Annotated in this window: 15 protein-coding genes; 4 read left to right on the top strand and 11 right to left on the bottom strand. The window is 46.8% G+C overall.

The genetic code is table 11. The features are described 5' to 3' along the window. Positions 1 to 92 precede the first annotated feature (92 nt). The 5 genes from M3629_RS01200 to M3629_RS01180 all read right to left on the bottom strand — a co-directional run bounded on the left by M3629_RS01200 (position 93) and on the right by M3629_RS01180 (position 4,478). Positions 93 to 791 (bottom strand): YdcF family protein, encoded by a 699-nt coding sequence (locus M3629_RS01200; RefSeq protein ID WP_251502579.1) that lies wholly within the window; start codon positions 789 to 791, stop codon positions 93 to 95. 81 nt (positions 792 to 872) lie between these two features. Continuing rightward, the gene (locus tag M3629_RS01195) at positions 873 to 1,424 is read right to left on the bottom strand and encodes a nucleotidyltransferase family protein (protein ID WP_353056712.1); all 552 of its coding nucleotides are present in this window, start codon (positions 1,422 to 1,424) and stop codon (positions 873 to 875) included. Between the two features lie 282 nt (positions 1,425 to 1,706). Continuing rightward, positions 1,707 to 2,552 (bottom strand): AraC family transcriptional regulator, encoded by an 846-nt coding sequence (locus M3629_RS01190; protein ID WP_251502565.1) that lies wholly within the window; start codon positions 2,550 to 2,552, stop codon positions 1,707 to 1,709. 91 nt (positions 2,553 to 2,643) lie between these two features. Further along, on the bottom strand, positions 2,644 to 3,501 hold the full coding sequence (locus M3629_RS01185; protein ID WP_090922113.1) for an EamA family transporter: 858 nt from the start codon (positions 3,499 to 3,501) through the stop codon (positions 2,644 to 2,646). Further along, positions 3,498 to 4,478: a metallophosphoesterase family protein gene (locus M3629_RS01180; protein ID WP_251502554.1), complete on the bottom strand. Its 981-nt coding sequence runs from the start codon at positions 4,476 to 4,478 to the stop codon at positions 3,498 to 3,500. Before M3629_RS01180 ends, M3629_RS01185 begins: the two co-directional genes overlap by 4 nt. A gap of 342 nt (positions 4,479 to 4,820) precedes the next feature. Between M3629_RS01180 and M3629_RS01175 the strand changes: the two genes are divergently transcribed. From M3629_RS01175 to M3629_RS01165, 3 genes are all read left to right on the top strand, one after another. Continuing rightward, positions 4,821 to 5,591, top strand: a complete 771-nt coding sequence (locus M3629_RS01175) for a DeoR/GlpR family DNA-binding transcription regulator (RefSeq protein WP_251502552.1) — start codon at positions 4,821 to 4,823, stop codon at positions 5,589 to 5,591. A gap of 84 nt (positions 5,592 to 5,675) precedes the next feature. Next, entirely contained in the window at positions 5,676 to 6,209 is a 534-nt protein-coding gene (locus M3629_RS01170; protein ID WP_154958299.1) for a TetR/AcrR family transcriptional regulator, read from the top strand. Between the two features lie 89 nt (positions 6,210 to 6,298). Further along, a complete protein-coding gene (locus M3629_RS01165) occupies positions 6,299 to 7,411 on the top strand; it encodes an MFS transporter (RefSeq protein ID WP_251502550.1) in 1,113 nt (370 codons plus the stop codon). Between the two features lie 77 nt (positions 7,412 to 7,488). Here the strand turns inward: M3629_RS01165 and M3629_RS01160 are convergent, their stop codons facing one another. Then, on the bottom strand, positions 7,489 to 7,848 hold the full coding sequence (locus M3629_RS01160) for a hypothetical protein (RefSeq protein WP_251502548.1): 360 nt from the start codon (positions 7,846 to 7,848) through the stop codon (positions 7,489 to 7,491). Positions 7,849 to 8,227: 379 nt separating this feature from the next. On the opposite strand from M3629_RS01160, the gene M3629_RS01155 reads away from it, so the two are divergent. Then, positions 8,228 to 8,506, top strand: a complete 279-nt coding sequence (locus M3629_RS01155) for a SunI/YnzG family protein (RefSeq protein WP_154982970.1) — start codon at positions 8,228 to 8,230, stop codon at positions 8,504 to 8,506. 66 nt (positions 8,507 to 8,572) lie between these two features. Here M3629_RS01155 and M3629_RS01150 read toward each other — a convergent pair whose 3' ends face one another. The 5 genes from M3629_RS01150 to M3629_RS01130 form a co-directional block, all read right to left on the bottom strand. After that, on the bottom strand, positions 8,573 to 9,751 hold the full coding sequence (locus M3629_RS01150; RefSeq protein ID WP_251502547.1) for a DUF4272 domain-containing protein: 1,179 nt from the start codon (positions 9,749 to 9,751) through the stop codon (positions 8,573 to 8,575). A gap of 73 nt (positions 9,752 to 9,824) precedes the next feature. Further along, complete coding sequence (locus tag M3629_RS01145; RefSeq protein ID WP_251502546.1) at positions 9,825 to 11,045, bottom strand: RtcB family protein; 1,221 nt, start codon at positions 11,043 to 11,045, stop codon at positions 9,825 to 9,827. A 200-nt stretch (positions 11,046 to 11,245) separates the two neighbouring features. Next, positions 11,246 to 11,695, bottom strand: coding sequence for a GNAT family N-acetyltransferase (locus tag M3629_RS01140; protein WP_251502545.1), 450 nt, complete (start codon positions 11,693 to 11,695; stop codon positions 11,246 to 11,248). Next, positions 11,692 to 12,144: a GNAT family N-acetyltransferase gene (locus M3629_RS01135; protein WP_251502542.1), complete on the bottom strand. Its 453-nt coding sequence runs from the start codon at positions 12,142 to 12,144 to the stop codon at positions 11,692 to 11,694. Before M3629_RS01135 ends, M3629_RS01140 begins: the two co-directional genes overlap by 4 nt. A 184-nt stretch (positions 12,145 to 12,328) precedes the next feature. Then, entirely contained in the window at positions 12,329 to 14,431 is a 2,103-nt protein-coding gene (locus M3629_RS01130; protein WP_251502541.1) for an S-layer homology domain-containing protein, read from the bottom strand. Positions 14,432 to 14,535: the final 104 nt, after the last annotated feature.

The following is a 14,535-nucleotide window of genomic DNA, read 5'->3' as shown; positions in this document are numbered from 1 at the left end:
CTTGTCTATCCAAGTTTAATGTCGTGTTCGTCATAAAAAGCAGAAAACAGGACAAAGCATCTTCATTCCGCTTCGTCCTGTTTCTCGTTTTATCATAAAAATGCCTTCACAGTGCCAAAGTATTCACGAATCATATTAATCGGCTTCAAATACCCTGGTGAAGGAGCGGATATCCCGTACTCTGCAGCGTAGCCGTTTTTGGCCGCAATATATTTCGACCTGAACATGTGGTAATCGCTTGTGACAATCATAATTTTGGGATGTTCCAGCCCGGAAGCAAGAATGATTTTTTTAGAAAAAGCCAAATTTTCCTGCGTACTTGTCGAGCGATCCTCCATGATGATCTGAGCGGGGGAAATGCCCTGATCCACCAGGTAATTTTTCATCGCAAGGGCTTCAGGAATGGATTCACCTGGCCCCTGTCCTCCAGATACAATGACTGGAGTCTGCGGGTGAGTGCGAATATAATCCAAGCTGGCATCCAACCTTTGTTTCAAGGTCAGTGACAATTCGGTTCCCTTGATGCCCGACCCAAGTATGATGACATAGTCCGCTTGCTCCTCTTCCTTTGAACCAAGCTGGGTAAATACCAGAGCTTCAATAATGATAAAGGAGACGGCGCCAATGCCGAAAACGACCAACAACCCACGTTTCAGCCAGATGTGTTTCTCATAATCAATCCGTCTTAATATGATAAAGGTTGCCGCGAGGAGAGTAAAAAATTTCACGGCAAAGTTCCAGCCCCAAAAGATCAGAAAGAAAACCACACTCGCCAGCAGGATCAGATCCAAAATATATCCTTTTTCCCGTAAAAATTTCCGTATCAGTACAGCAACACTCCTTCCCGTACATAGACATCCGCACTCGTTATCTTATGCCCTTACGATTGTTAACTTGGGCCAGTGTTCTTGCCAATTCTTTTGACACACACGTTCGTTATAGTAGGTCGCATCCTTAAACGCCGGGCTTTTGCGTACAACTAACGCATACAGATCCTCCAGCCCATAAGGAGCGCATATCCTAATCTGATCGCCCTCTTGCAACTGTACACCGATGGCTGTTACTTGCTCAGGCCAAAAGCGCAGTGCATCTTCAGTCGAGTGATAGGGCATGTCTCCGTTACGCAGATGCATCCTGGCCTGATTTTTGACCGACCACTTGGTATTACCTGTTGCAGTGCATAGCTCCTGCTCAAGTTCGTAATCCCGCTCCTCTCGGAGATCGGTAGCATCAAAATAGACAACATCGATATCACTATGCAGTTCCCGTCTGGCTAATCCATGAAGATCATCCCATATGTAATTGCGAATATAACCAGCACCGATATAACAATCGGGCAACTCTAGCGAACGCACAAGCCGCAGATCCTGCATGATCTGCTCATGTTGTCGCAACGTTTGGACAAGCCGTTCTTCATATTGCACAGCAAATCCTCCTTGACCTACTCGAATCTGATATCTTCATTCCAGCTTGGCCGTCCGTCGTTCTTAGGGATAGATGAGACTACTGTTTTTTAATATAACATGTTTCGAACCCTGGAATAAAATAAACAACTCCCCTCAAGCTGTCATTTTCAGGTACATCCAAAACGAATGAACGCCTGAAAATCACGATTCCTGAGCGGAGTTATGATGTCATATTGATCGATGATCATTGGTGAAGATAATTAATGCTTACGAACCAGATATTCAATACTTATTATAGGGCTATTTAATCGGTATCCAGATTTGAGGCGCGTGTTTCATGCCGCGGTAGACTTCCAGTTCAGGCAGCCAGGCATGTTCGTATGCATTTGAAGGGAACCATTCACCTACAATACGTTTCCACAGCTTTTGTATTCCCTGAGGCATCGGTTCCTCCACCTCGAAAACCACCCATTTGCTCGCGGGGAACGTTAACGTAGATAGACCTTCCGGTTGCTCCCCTTCATACGTTGTTGCAATCCAGTACTCCATCTGCTTGTCCTCGATCTCGCCCTGATCTACACACACCCCTAGCAAACCCGGGATAACCCCGTTATTCAATGCAGCTATCCGATCCTCTGCACCGCTGTGATACGCTTCCTCCCACATATTAGGAATCCCCTGCAAATGCTGCCCATCCACATATGAAAAGCGTTGTTTGATGCCTGCGATGGAAAATGCCTCTTGTTCGACAATATGATGTTTCATTGGCTCTGCTCCTTGTAAACTAACTTGAATAACGAGTCGATTATACGACTGGACTGAGGCACCGGACTTTCGGGTTTCGCTTGGCGATATTCCATGTTGTCTGCGGTAAGCCTTGGTGAACGATTCAGGCGTATCATAGCCATACTTGAAGGCCAAATCCATAATTTTGGGATCTCCCTGCAACAGTTCATTGGCCGCCAGTGTTAATCTTCTGCGCCGGATGTACTCCGCCACGGTAACGTCGGTCATTAAACCAAAGATACGTTGAAAATGAAATGCCGACATATGCGCATGCGCCGCAATCTGATCCGTCGTCATAGGCTCCAGTAAATGCTCTTCTATATATTGAATCGACTTCTGTATGGCTTCAATCCATTTCATGTGCTGCATCACTCCTTGCTTATCATGATACACGAAGAAGGGTAGAGAAGCCTGTCATTTTGTGCTTTCTTTTGACCGATGTCTTCCTACCCTATCCCCACACACCAATCAGGAGAATGCCGCCAAAAATAACGATGGAACAGAGAATCCGTTTCATTCCCTGCTGTTCTTTTAATAACCAAATCCCGAGAAAAGCCGCAAATACCGTACCCACTTCCCGAAGCGGGCCCAATCTGGCCATCGGAGCCTGTTCCAGTGCAAATAGAAAGAGCAGATATGATCCCGGATTCAGCAAAGCCCCAAGCAAAATCGTCGAACGATTGACCTTCCATTCCTGACGCAAGCCAGCTGAAGCGAGCAGCGCTGGCGTTAATCCAGCCACAAAACCAATATTCGTAACCTCAAGCAACGCCAAGGGCGAAATATGTTGCAGATTTAATTTGTCCACAAATACATAACTCGTCGTACATAACCCCACACACAAGGCCATCAGAACTGGCTTCGCCCCCTTCATTCCAGAGCCTGCTTGTCCCTTCCTGCTCCCCACACCGCTAAGAACGATGAAACCAACAATCATACAGGCAATGCCTAACCATCCGAATCCCGACAACCTTTCTCCTAGAAAAGCAACCCCGATCAACGGCACCAGCAACGTACTCGTGCCCCGCATAATCGGATAGATCTGAGACAGATCACCAAGCTCATACGTCTGAGACAACAGCCAGGAGTATAACGCCTGAAGTGCCATCGACACGATCAACAGCGCATAAGCTGACACGGGTAACGACTCGCGGGACAATTCCACCACCAGCACAGGCAGCAGCAATACGGTGGGAATCATCATAATCGACCATAGAAAAACACTTTTGTTCAAACTTCGTTTTGTAAACATACTCCAGACGGCATGTGCCATTCCTGAAGCAAGCACCAGAATTAACGGTAAAATCATGCTGTATACGTCCCTCTCTGTTTTCCTTGCTCCGGTTGATGCTCGGGCTGTTCCTTCACCACCGATCCATCCTCCAGACGAAGCCAGGTATTAAACTCCCGCTCACCTTCACGCATCTGAATGACACGTCCTCCGCGTAGCATACCTTCCCTTCCGTAGGTACTATGACCACTCGAACGCCCGTAACAAAGACGTATCCCTTGATACCGGCCGTGAAAATCATTCACATGGTCGTGTCCGCAGAACGTACCCATTACATCCCCCATCTCCAGCAGTGCAGCAAACAAACCCGAATTGACTTGCGCACAGCAGACAGGTTCATATTTGTTGCCATAGCAAACTTGGCTGTCCCACATCAGTTGATATTCCGGAATCGGGATATGGAAAAACGCCAAGGCTGGTAGCTTATCCCCCGGGCTGCGGCCGGGATTGACGCGTGTGGATTCATCCATCAGCCATCGGAGCTGACTCTGCTGAATCCAACCATAACCGGGGATCGATTCCACGGTCGAATAACTCCCGGAATCGAGCAGATACAACACGGCTGCCGGAAGTCCATTCGCCCCGGCAATTTCCAGCGTGTAATTGCCCAATCCTGCAATATCACGCGGGCCCGCTTCCGTCACACTATGCGCATGCTCCTGAACTACACACATGAGCTCTATTGGATTGATTCGTTGCTCGGTATCATGATTGCCAAACACAAAAGCCCACGGAATCCCACACGCCTCCACAGCCGAGACAGCATCGCGAAAAGCCTGCTCCGGATGCTCGCACGCCTGATTTCCCGAATCAACAGGCCCGGTGTAGATCACATCTCCTGTGAAAACAACCAGATCCGGCTGTTCCAGTTCGATGATCGATTGCATCATCCGCCGGCTTCGCAGATCTTCAGGCCGCCCGTCTTTCCAGTGTATATCGGTAAATTGTACGATGGTAAAGGTTCCATTTTCACGAAAAGCAAGTGGTCGTTTCACTGTGTTGTCCTCCCGAATACCACATGAATACGCATTGAATGCGAACAATAAGCTTTCACGTCATTCATGCAGTTAGATCTATTGGTTATATGTATTGCTGATTAGTGCTTGAAATAACTCGTGTTCAATCCGTTTTAAAATGTGGTTTATTGTGGTTTTTAGTTGTTTCATTTGATAATATCGCCACATCTATCCTCTGTCAACTCATCTCTTGATATCTAACAACCATATCTACCGAATGAAATTGACAAGTGATTTTCATCAACTTAAACTGTTAAAAACAACAACAATCCACACAAAGGCCAAACTTCTATAAAAGAACGTAACGGAGGCGGAATTTGAATGTCGTTAACATATGAGGAGCGAAGACAGACGATCCTTGCCCAGCTTGCCACACAAGGCAAAGTTCAGGTACAAACGTTGGCTCAGCTATTTCAGGTATCCACGGAAACCATAAGGCGGGATCTGGATCGGCTGGAGAAGGAAGGTGAATTACGTAAAGTGTACGGGGGCGCTGTACGTGTCCGCTCAGGTATGATCGAAGCGCCCTTCCAGAAGCGCTCACAGTTGCAAGTTCAAGAAAAGCAGGCTATTGCCGCCGCGGCAGCTTCGTTGATTGAAGACGGCGAAACCATCATGCTGGACAACGGCACAACCACACTCGAAATCATGCGCCAATTGCAACATCGCTCCCTTATCACGGTGATTACGAATTCTGTACCCATCCTGACTATTGCCCTGGAATCTTTTACAGGTAAAATCATTTTTGCCGGAGGCGAAATCAACACTGCTGTTCAAGCCGCCACTGGGCCTGGGGCACATGAGATACTTGACCAGTTCAAAGTGAACAAAGCGTTCATTTCGGCTGGAGGTGTTTCCTTCACCGATGGAATTACCGATTATGTATTGGAGGAAGCCCTGATCTCGCGTAAAATGATGGAACGCGCCGAAGAAGCCATCCTGGTGGCGGATCACACCAAGTTTGGACGCTCCACGTTTGCCAGAATTGCACCTGCCGATCACATATCCATGGTGATTACAGATTCAAGCTGCCCTACTGAATGGATCGAAAACTTTGGGCGACTGGAGATTGAAACTGTCATTTCAGATTGACATCGATATACACATTCTATATTTTGGATATAATGATCATTCTATTTTTACTGAAAATGGGTGAAAGGAGTGGCCCAAGCGATTATGAGTAGCAAAAAGGAAACGCTTCTTAACGTGTCTGAGGACCTGTTCTATCTGCATGGCTTTCATGCCATTGGCCTAAAACGGATCATTACCGATGCTGACGTGGCCATCATGACGTTATATAATCACTTTGCATCCAAGGAAGACCTGATTGTCGAGGTGCTTCTGCGCCGCGAACAGCGCTATCTGGAGCAACTACGTATATATGCAGATAACAAGGCACAGTCCGTCTTTCTCAATCTGGCTGAGGGTCATGCCAAGTGGCTGATGGAACATGAAGCCAGGGGATGTCTTTTTTTACGAGCGAAGGAAGAATTCGGGGCTGATCCAAACCATGTTATCGTACAAACCGTTAACGGGCACAAAAAACACCTCATAACCCTGATAAAAAAAAGTGATCCCGAAGCAAACGATCGAAGCATCATGCAATTTATGCTGTTGTTAGAGGGTTCGACGGCGCTGGCCGAAACGGAAAATGTAAAAGAGGTCTGCCGGGAACTGATTCACATGACTCAAAATAGTTTCAATTCATAACACAAAGGGTGAGTTCATATTTCAACTCACTTTTTTATTTTCACAAGAAATATAATGATCGTTCTATCTAAAAAAGGCGGTGAAATTCAATGAAAAAGATAGTCCTTCCTGGCGTTGCCCTGATCGCAGTATGTTATGCTTTTGGGCGTTTCAGTTACGGACTGTTTATGCCAGAAATCTCCGAGGCTTTACAATTATCCGAATCGGCATCCGGGGCCATTAACTCGGCAACCTATATTGCTTATTGTCTTGCCCTTCTTACTGCGCCGCTTATCATTAATCACAAAGGGCACCATTACGTCATTCAACTAGCTGGAATCAGCGCTATTCTTGGCTTGATCGGCATCGGACTGGCACATGATACCTGGCTACTTGCGGCCGGTGTTTTTCTTGCCGGACTCAGCACAGGATGGGCATCTCCAGCCCTCGGGAATGCAGTAAGCGCAGAACTCGCACCAGATCTGCACGCCAGAGGGAACAGCTGGATCAATACAGGCACCAGCTTTGGTATTATCGTCTCCGGTCCACTCTACTTGCTATTCACCGATTACTGGCGTATAAGTTATATCCTGTTTGCCCTCATAGGCATAACCGTGTTGCTATGGAACCGACATGCGATTCCTGCAACCAAAACACTCCCTTGTACGAAGTCCATCTGGTCTTGCATGAGACCCACCAGACCGGGATCGGCTTTACTCATGGCTTGTATGTTAACAGGCGCAAGCTCTGCGATTTATTGGACTTTTGCCCGAAACCTTCTTACGGACGAGAAAGGGGCCTCCGATTCGGAAGCCGTCTTGTTCTGGATTGTTATGGGCGTGACAGGTATACTCGGCGGAAGTGCAGGTCGGATCATAGAACGGATTGAGTTAGGTTGGTCCTATCGTATAGGCATTCTGTTGTTATCGATCTCGCTTGGCGTTATTGTCCTGCCTTCGATGACATCAAGTATGGTTTCAGCCGTCCTGTTCGGCAGCACGTACATTTTTCTCACAAGTGTTTTCATTGTATGGGCAACGAGACTGTTCCAGCCAAATGTCTCCATCGGCATTAGTCTTGCATTTCTCGCGCTGGGCGTGGGTCAATTCCTAGGATCATTTATGGCGGGATATACTATCGAGGTATTTTCAAGCACAGCAGCTTTTATGGCGTTTGCTATACTCGGTTTGCTGGGATTATTCCTTCGTGTTAAACCCGCTTAAGATGGCTCTGAACAATCGAAAGCCAAGCTACGTTCTATTCAATCGTAAACGTAAATAAAGCATCGTCATGAGTGGATTTAACGATATGCCCGTATAACCTCGTTGTCCCAGACTTGAATTTCAATATATCGTTCGGGCCCATGTTCGCCCGTTCGATTCCACTCCTGCGGCAAACCATAAGACTGAATCAATTCACCGATTTCGTCTTTGGTATAAACCTGCTTGCGATAGGATTTATCGTCTTCATAACGCATCGTTGGGAAGAGATCACCGTACGTAAAGCTCACAACTTCTGCCGGCAATGCTTCCCATGGAATGATGATATGGTTCGGCTCCTTGTACCATGTTTCCAGCCAGGGGCATACACCTAGCGTGAGATAATGGGGATAGTCCTGAGTCGGCTTTCCCCCTTTATATGTGAACTTCTCATATGCCATATGCTCGAGGCGTCTCCTTATTGTTATGTAGTCGGAAGACCGCTGAGCGGCAAAAACTCGGCCTTCCTGCCGAATCTGTTGTGAAACTGCTTCGGCCTCTCTCTGAGACAGGCTTGAGAGATTACGGAACGGGCCTACATTTTTCTCGAAATAATGGTATCCATTAAGTTTTTTTATGCAGCTCATCTCCTTACAAAACATTGGATGGATTGATTCTACTCAAACATCATATCTTATGTTGAAATTTTTAGTTACTTCATCTTTATTAATTAGGAATTTTTAGCCAAAAATGATAAACTAGAACTATCGTATACCTAATACGGTTTCATCACTTTGTTAGTCCAATCATTTGATTTGTACAAAAGAAGGAGGTCATCCTATGTTTGATGTAAACGTAAAGCAAGTAGATGATCAACTGATCATACGCTGGCAGTTTACCAAGATTGAAATCCCCATTTCACAAATCACATCTGTAACTTTAGATAACACCTATGGAGGAAGTGAGCCTTCAGCTGTCCGAATCGGTTATGCTCGTTCAACCGAGCGGATTCTGATCCGAACCACTCATCAATCCTACATTTTATTTACGAGCAGCGAGAACTTGTTTCCTGCAATTCAAGCCATGATTTCTCCCTCAGTAACCTCATCTATCGAATAACACATAATTAAGAGCCACCGATTAGATAAACAATCTAGTCGATGGCTCTTTTCAGTTTAATCTTTTTTACGTATCCGTCCGTACCTCGTCCCACGCTTGATCGAGATAACAGATCAGCCAGTTAAGGGCGCGATGCCGTTCATAAGCTACACCGGGGTTTAAACCTGCAGGTGGTAACTCCTCTTTAATTCTACTGTTTACACAGACCCAATTGTACCGATAGATCAAGTCGGCCTCGTCCAAAATTTCAGCTTTGCTGCGAAGAGTGGCATCCGACAGGAACTCTGCGTAGCTGTCCTTTTGCTGTAGATAACCAACGTCCTTACTTACGTTGCACAGCTCAGTAGGTGCACTCAATTCTTCCACGTACCCTAGTGCCCATAGCATGACATGGTATGCCTCATATCCCCAAGAGAAGCGAATGACCTCTTGCTGCTGTGCTCCATGCTGATCCAGAAAAGACTTTTCATCCGGAGAAAAGAAGGCGGATGCATCATACTTGTCGATGACTTCCTGCACAAGCGCTGCCGTGTCATCGTTACTCTCACCTGCTCCCAGGCACTCACCTTTTAGGGCGGCTATACAGAGAGCTACAGCACGCTGCGCAACCTCTTCCTTCGTTCGAATTGTTGTATCCTGCTCACCTGCCCTTGCTGGCAGATTGGCATTATACGGAACACCTTGCGCCGCTAATCGCTGCTCTGAACGCGCCTTGCGCTCCACAGCATCCGCTGAGGGTGGACGAGTGTCATCCAGATAACTCGTGTGTGCGGTTACCGTGTAATCCTCTACTTCGGATTCTCCGTTTACATCCAGAAGCAGCTGACCCTGAGCATTCAGTAGGGAGCCACCTCCCCAGAAAATGATGGCATCCAGCGCTTCAGCCAGTTGTAATAACTCGTTAAAGAACTCTTCCGAGATATCTTCTTCTGTCTCGATGCCGATCACCATGTTCAGGGTGGAGCATTTAATCAGTACCTTTTCCTGAAGCGCAGCATTACGCCCTTCAATCTGACTCATAAACCCAAGCATACCTTGAATCATCGTGCCGAACTCCTCGGGATGCGTCTGGCTGGTCATGATGTTGAAGCCCTTTGTTTTTTTGCTAAACCATTTCTTCTGAATCACCTGTATGTGCGTATGGTCTTCTCTTCGCTGGATGGCGGCATCAGGATAGATGGATTGGATCATTTCATGCAACTGATCCAGGTCAAACTGGGAGCTGTATATCGCGCAGTTTCTCATGATGGTGCTTGGCCTCCTTTTTGTGTCTGAATTCTAGTTAAAAAAATAATACGTGCCCCAGGTTGATCTTCGATCAATCCTTGTAGGGGTCGAACTCATTGCCACCCGCCATCGCCACGCCTATCGGGCGCAGTACATGATTGATTTTGAGCGTATTGGCGTGCGCAGTGAGCACGTCTTGCAATTTTTTGTAGACAAACGGGCTCTCATCCGTGCCAGCTCCGCGGAGCTCCACACCATATGCTCGAATGGCGGCTTGCATCTGTTCTTCACTAATTTCGCCGCCCATACGCGTGCGAAGTTTGTAATTCATTTTGCCTGCCGCCTGCGTACGACTCATGATCCGTCCTGCTCCGTGAACCGTACTGCGGAAGGACTCCGTATTCTCCTCACTATGGATGCCTTCTACAATGACCGAAATATCCCCCATACTTCCGCCGACAAAGCCAAGCTGGCCCGGTGCCAGCGGTGTCGCTCCTTTACGAACAACGACGACTTCCTCGCCCATATGCAGCTCTTTCCACGCAAAGTTATGATGATTATGTACGGCATATTCAGCACTCGCTCCAAGGATCCCCAGCACCTGCTCAATCACGTAATCCCTTCCGGCATAGGCATAACGACCGGCCAGTGTCATACCCGCCCAATACATATCACCCATTTCACTGTTCAGATCAAACAGGGTCGGCGGCTGATCCATCGATTCACCCGGTGCTTTGCCGCTGAACTCTCGTCCAGCCGCCAGATTAAGGAATCCACTCGCTACCTTATGTCCGAAGCCACGGCTGCCAAAATGATTGGCAATCCATACCTTGCCCGTCTGCTCTTCCACAAAAATATCGACAAAATGATTTCCGCTACCGACAGTTCCGAGTTGATTCCGTGCAAGTGTCTTCAGCTTCTGTTGCAATCCGCTTTCGATGGTATCAAAAAGCTTCCAGTTCGGATCATCGAACAGCTCATGCTCCACCGGGGTTGGGTTGTTCCGGCCTACGCCGAATGAGATCGTTGCATTAATATCATCCATAATGACCGCGATCCGGTCACGAATATCGTCCCACATCAGGTTCGTGCGCACTGCTTTGTTGCCACAGGCAATATCGTACCCCACTCCTGACGGACTGATCATGTTGCGATAAGCAACCACTCCGCCAATCGGCTGTGAATATCCCTTGTGATGATCGGCCATTAAGGCCACGCCCAGCACGTCTCCATATTTCGAACAAGTTACCGCCTGACTGACGGCATTCTCCAGCGGTTCCCCCCAGACTTTGATGTTATCCACGATACGCATATTCGTTAACCTCCTATGTATTCTTTTTCCTAAAGTTTAACAAAAATCTATCCTTCTCGATATGCTACTAAAGTATAGGTGTAGGATACGCTATACTGCTGTAAAAAAGGCTCCCCTTTTCCGTTCGCTCACTAAAAAAGAGAGCGTCCGCTAGGGGCTCACTCCCTTTTTTTTACAGTGTATAGAAAGAATACTGCCGTTTATAAATGTTTTCGGTATCCCTGAACCTTCTCGTCTCTAAAGCCCAGTTTCTCGTAAAATCGATGGGCTTCCTTGCGCTGATCTCCAGACACCAGAATGATGTACGCACACCCCAGATCTTTGGCAATATGTTCGATCTTAAGCATGAGCTTCTGTCCAACACCCTGCCTGCGAACCCGTTCGGAGACAATGACATTTTCGACGACCATAAATGGCTCGCAAGTACCCATCAGATCCATGCATTCAACCCCCATAACCGATCCCACAAGTTTATCCTGATCGTAGGCTCCAAGCACATAGTAATGACTCTGTTTCTTCATTTGTTGAAACGTCTTTTGCATTTGCTGTGCATTCATCTGCTGTTCATTGGGAGGTGTACCCATCAATTCATGGTACAGCTGGTTTAACGCAGGCAAATCCTGCGGTTCAATCTGTTTAATTGTAATCATCGTGATGCTTCTGCTCCTTCTGATCTGATGAGATCCTTCTTGAAATAGTATTGTTGGTGTCCCGTAGGTGCATTCTCGATCATCGTCATCAGCTCATACCCATGTTTTAGGTAAAATTCAGGAGCCTGATATGAGAAGGTGTTCAGCATAATGAAATCACACCCCTTCTCCCGGGCCAAACGCTCTACCTCCTGTAGCAGTTTCGTTCCATACCCTTTGTGCCTCTCTTTGACATCAACCCACAAGATATCTAGCTCGACCCAGTTCCAGCATAAGGTGCTCAGTACCCCTGCTACAATCTGCCCTGCCTCGTTTCGAATATGAAAATGAAGTTCCTCGTATCTGTTCCTTAAAGCCTCGCTCACATGTGCCGCATTGTAGGCCACCAATTGCTGGCGGACATAGGCTGAGTCTCCTTCGGTACTTGGTGTAATGTTGGTAAGTGGCATACCTGCACTCCCTTCTCCGTTCTACATCAATCATAATTAGCAATCTACTGACTATGTATCGCATATTATCGCTTAACGTTATCTCACTCATCTTATACTAAATTACACAAAATGGAAACAACGCACCTCCCTCATAGGAAAGTGCGTTTGTTATCGTTCCATTCAAATTAGACTACGATATGCTCTACTGGGCTTCTCTCAGATAAACCTCTACATAACCCCCGCCCGTCATACCCAACGAATCTGTAGCCATTACCCAGATTCGTACAGGCGTATTACTTGTCCCTAATGCTGTCACGTATAATTTCTGTCCAACCATTCGAACGGTTGCTAATTGTTCGTCAGGAGACTCCGCTTCTAACACAAGTGTCGAGCTGTCGTCATCCTCATCTCTAAACATGTAGGACAAGTCTATCTCGATTTCATCTCCACCTACATAAGCTGTATTTCCCGCTGGTGCCTCGATCAATTTAGGAGGAGAACCATCAAAACCATATATCAGTTCTTCTTTCAGTAGCAGGGCATGATGCATTATGGAATCTGGTTCTTTTCTGAGGTTGATTTGATTGGAATCTAACCTTACATATTCCAAATTCATTAAATCTACCAGTCCCCCTGGAATATGAACAAGCTGATTGTTTTGCATAAACAATGTTTGCAAGGAAGTCAGCCCTGTCACGTCCAGCACACTAAGCTCATTATCTCTCAGATTTAGGTAATGCAACTTCTCAAGCCCTGTGACGTTAATTTCACTCAGACGGTTGTTCGACAGATCAAGCCACTCTAATTGTTCAAATTCAGAGGCATCCGCTTTGCTTATGTTATTTCCAGATAAATCAATTTCTACGACATTTAATCCATTAAATATATCGACACCGGTAAGATCGGAAATGCCAGCATCTCTTGCATACAATCCTCCTTGAGTCTGGACAAGTGCCGTAGCTAATTCTGCTTTGGTCAGCGGATCATCTAGCCCCTTCTGTAGCCAAAATGCCATAGCTCCAGCCAATTGCTCGTCAGGGAATTGGCGGCTAATCGTATTCACTTGCACGGTAACCTGGAGTTGTGCCGTTACACTGGCACCTTGTTCATCAGTAGCTTGAATGGTCAGCATCGTCTGACCAGCAGCTCGTGGTGCAAGGCGAATTACCGAGTCCGTCACAGTAGAAGATACCATGTTCTCATCTCCCGACAAGATAGCGAACTTCAATGGTCCACCCTCTGGATCGCTGAAATAAGAAGAGGCCTGCAAGTCCTTAGAAGCGTGATCCAACGTCAATTCCTGAGCAGGCAAACCTCCAGGGGCAACGATTGGAGCATGATTGCTGGTTCCTGGATTAGATGGATTTGTTGGATTAGATGGATTGGAAGGGGTTGAAGGTACAGACGGATTAACCGATCCTCCACTTCCTCCATCTGTTGTTCCGCCGGACGTTGTTCCAGTATTATTGTTGTTGTTGTTCCCTGTACCTGTACCATTCGCAGTGCCTACTGTTCCTGTAATTGTACCTTGTGTCTCCGTCACCTTGCCTAGATTATCTTTTGGAGCCTGCGAATTAGAACCATCTTGCTCTGAACCTGATTCCCTCAATACTCGAATCGTGTCTGTTGTTCGCACTGCAATGACAGCCATCTCTTGTCTGGACGTGGAACGTTTGGGTGCAAAATATCCATTTTCCCCCTTGAGAAGACCTAATCCAACGGCCTGTTGCACACCGGGCAAAGCCCAGTCGCTAATATCCTTGCTATCCTTAAATGATGACGATTGCTGCCCATTAGATGACCCATCATATCCTTTCACCTTCAGTGCCCGAACCATCGTAACAGCAAGCTGTTCTCTCGTCACTACACCATTCGCTCGAAACGTACCATCGGGATATCCATTCATAATTCCAGTTAAGTTAAGAGCATAGATATAAGATTCGTTCGAACTTGTACGCTCTAAGTCTTTAAATAACTGTCTCGGCCGTTGGTCTGAAGACGAAATCTTTATCTCCAGAAGCTGAGCCAACATATGTGCAAGTTCTCCTCTTGTCATGGGTGCATCCGGGTTGAAACGACCTGTTCCGTCTGGAATAATCCATTGTTGCTGGGTAGCTTGTTCAATGGCTTGCTGGGCCCACGGGGCAGCCTGTTGCAAGTCCCGTATACTTGTTCCATCCTCCGCAGCACCTACTACTCCCGGAGCACCAAAAAGTGTGAGCGACAACACAGCGGCTATATATGGCGCAACTTTATTCCGACGCTGTTCAGAGTAACCTTTGTAATTGGAACGATGATTAGACATTTCTTAACACAACCTCCTACGGAATCTTATCGCTAATGACACCGGAAATTCACAGCGTTATTTCGTTAGATTCATTGTAGGAGAGACGACATCATTCAAACAGT

It is taken from the genome of Paenibacillus polysaccharolyticus, from assembly GCF_023714295.1.
Classification (GTDB): domain Bacteria; phylum Bacillota; class Bacilli; order Paenibacillales; family Paenibacillaceae; genus Paenibacillus; species Paenibacillus polysaccharolyticus_A.
The sequence above is the reverse complement of the archived record's forward strand: the minus strand, read 5'-3'. Positions and strand labels throughout refer to the sequence as shown.

What these genes read in the sequence shown, in the direction of transcription:
- M3629_RS01175 (WP_251502552.1), top strand. Translation starts at nt 4,821, where the DNA reads ATGTCGTTAACATATGAGGAGCGAAGACAGACGATCCTTGCCCAGCTT.
- M3629_RS01160 (WP_251502548.1), bottom strand. Translation starts at nt 7,848, where the DNA reads ATGGCATATGAGAAGTTCACATATAAAGGGGGAAAGCCGACTCAGGAC.
- M3629_RS01140 (WP_251502545.1), bottom strand. Translation starts at nt 11,695, where the DNA reads ATGATTACAATTAAACAGATTGAACCGCAGGATTTGCCTGCGTTAAAC.
- M3629_RS01185 (WP_090922113.1), bottom strand. Translation starts at nt 3,501, where the DNA reads ATGATTTTACCGTTAATTCTGGTGCTTGCTTCAGGAATGGCACATGCC.
- M3629_RS01190 (WP_251502565.1), bottom strand. Translation starts at nt 2,552, where the DNA reads ATGAAATGGATTGAAGCCATACAGAAGTCGATTCAATATATAGAAGAG.
- M3629_RS01165 (WP_251502550.1), top strand. Translation starts at nt 6,299, where the DNA reads ATGAAAAAGATAGTCCTTCCTGGCGTTGCCCTGATCGCAGTATGTTAT.
- M3629_RS01135 (WP_251502542.1), bottom strand. Translation starts at nt 12,144, where the DNA reads ATGCCACTTACCAACATTACACCAAGTACCGAAGGAGACTCAGCCTAT.
- M3629_RS01170 (WP_154958299.1), top strand. Translation starts at nt 5,676, where the DNA reads ATGAGTAGCAAAAAGGAAACGCTTCTTAACGTGTCTGAGGACCTGTTC.
- M3629_RS01145 (WP_251502546.1), bottom strand. Translation starts at nt 11,045, where the DNA reads ATGCGTATCGTGGATAACATCAAAGTCTGGGGGGAACCGCTGGAGAAT.
- M3629_RS01155 (WP_154982970.1), top strand. Translation starts at nt 8,228, where the DNA reads ATGTTTGATGTAAACGTAAAGCAAGTAGATGATCAACTGATCATACGC.
- M3629_RS01150 (WP_251502547.1), bottom strand. Translation starts at nt 9,751, where the DNA reads ATGAGAAACTGCGCGATATACAGCTCCCAGTTTGACCTGGATCAGTTG.
- M3629_RS01130 (WP_251502541.1), bottom strand. Translation starts at nt 14,431, where the DNA reads ATGTCTAATCATCGTTCCAATTACAAAGGTTACTCTGAACAGCGTCGG.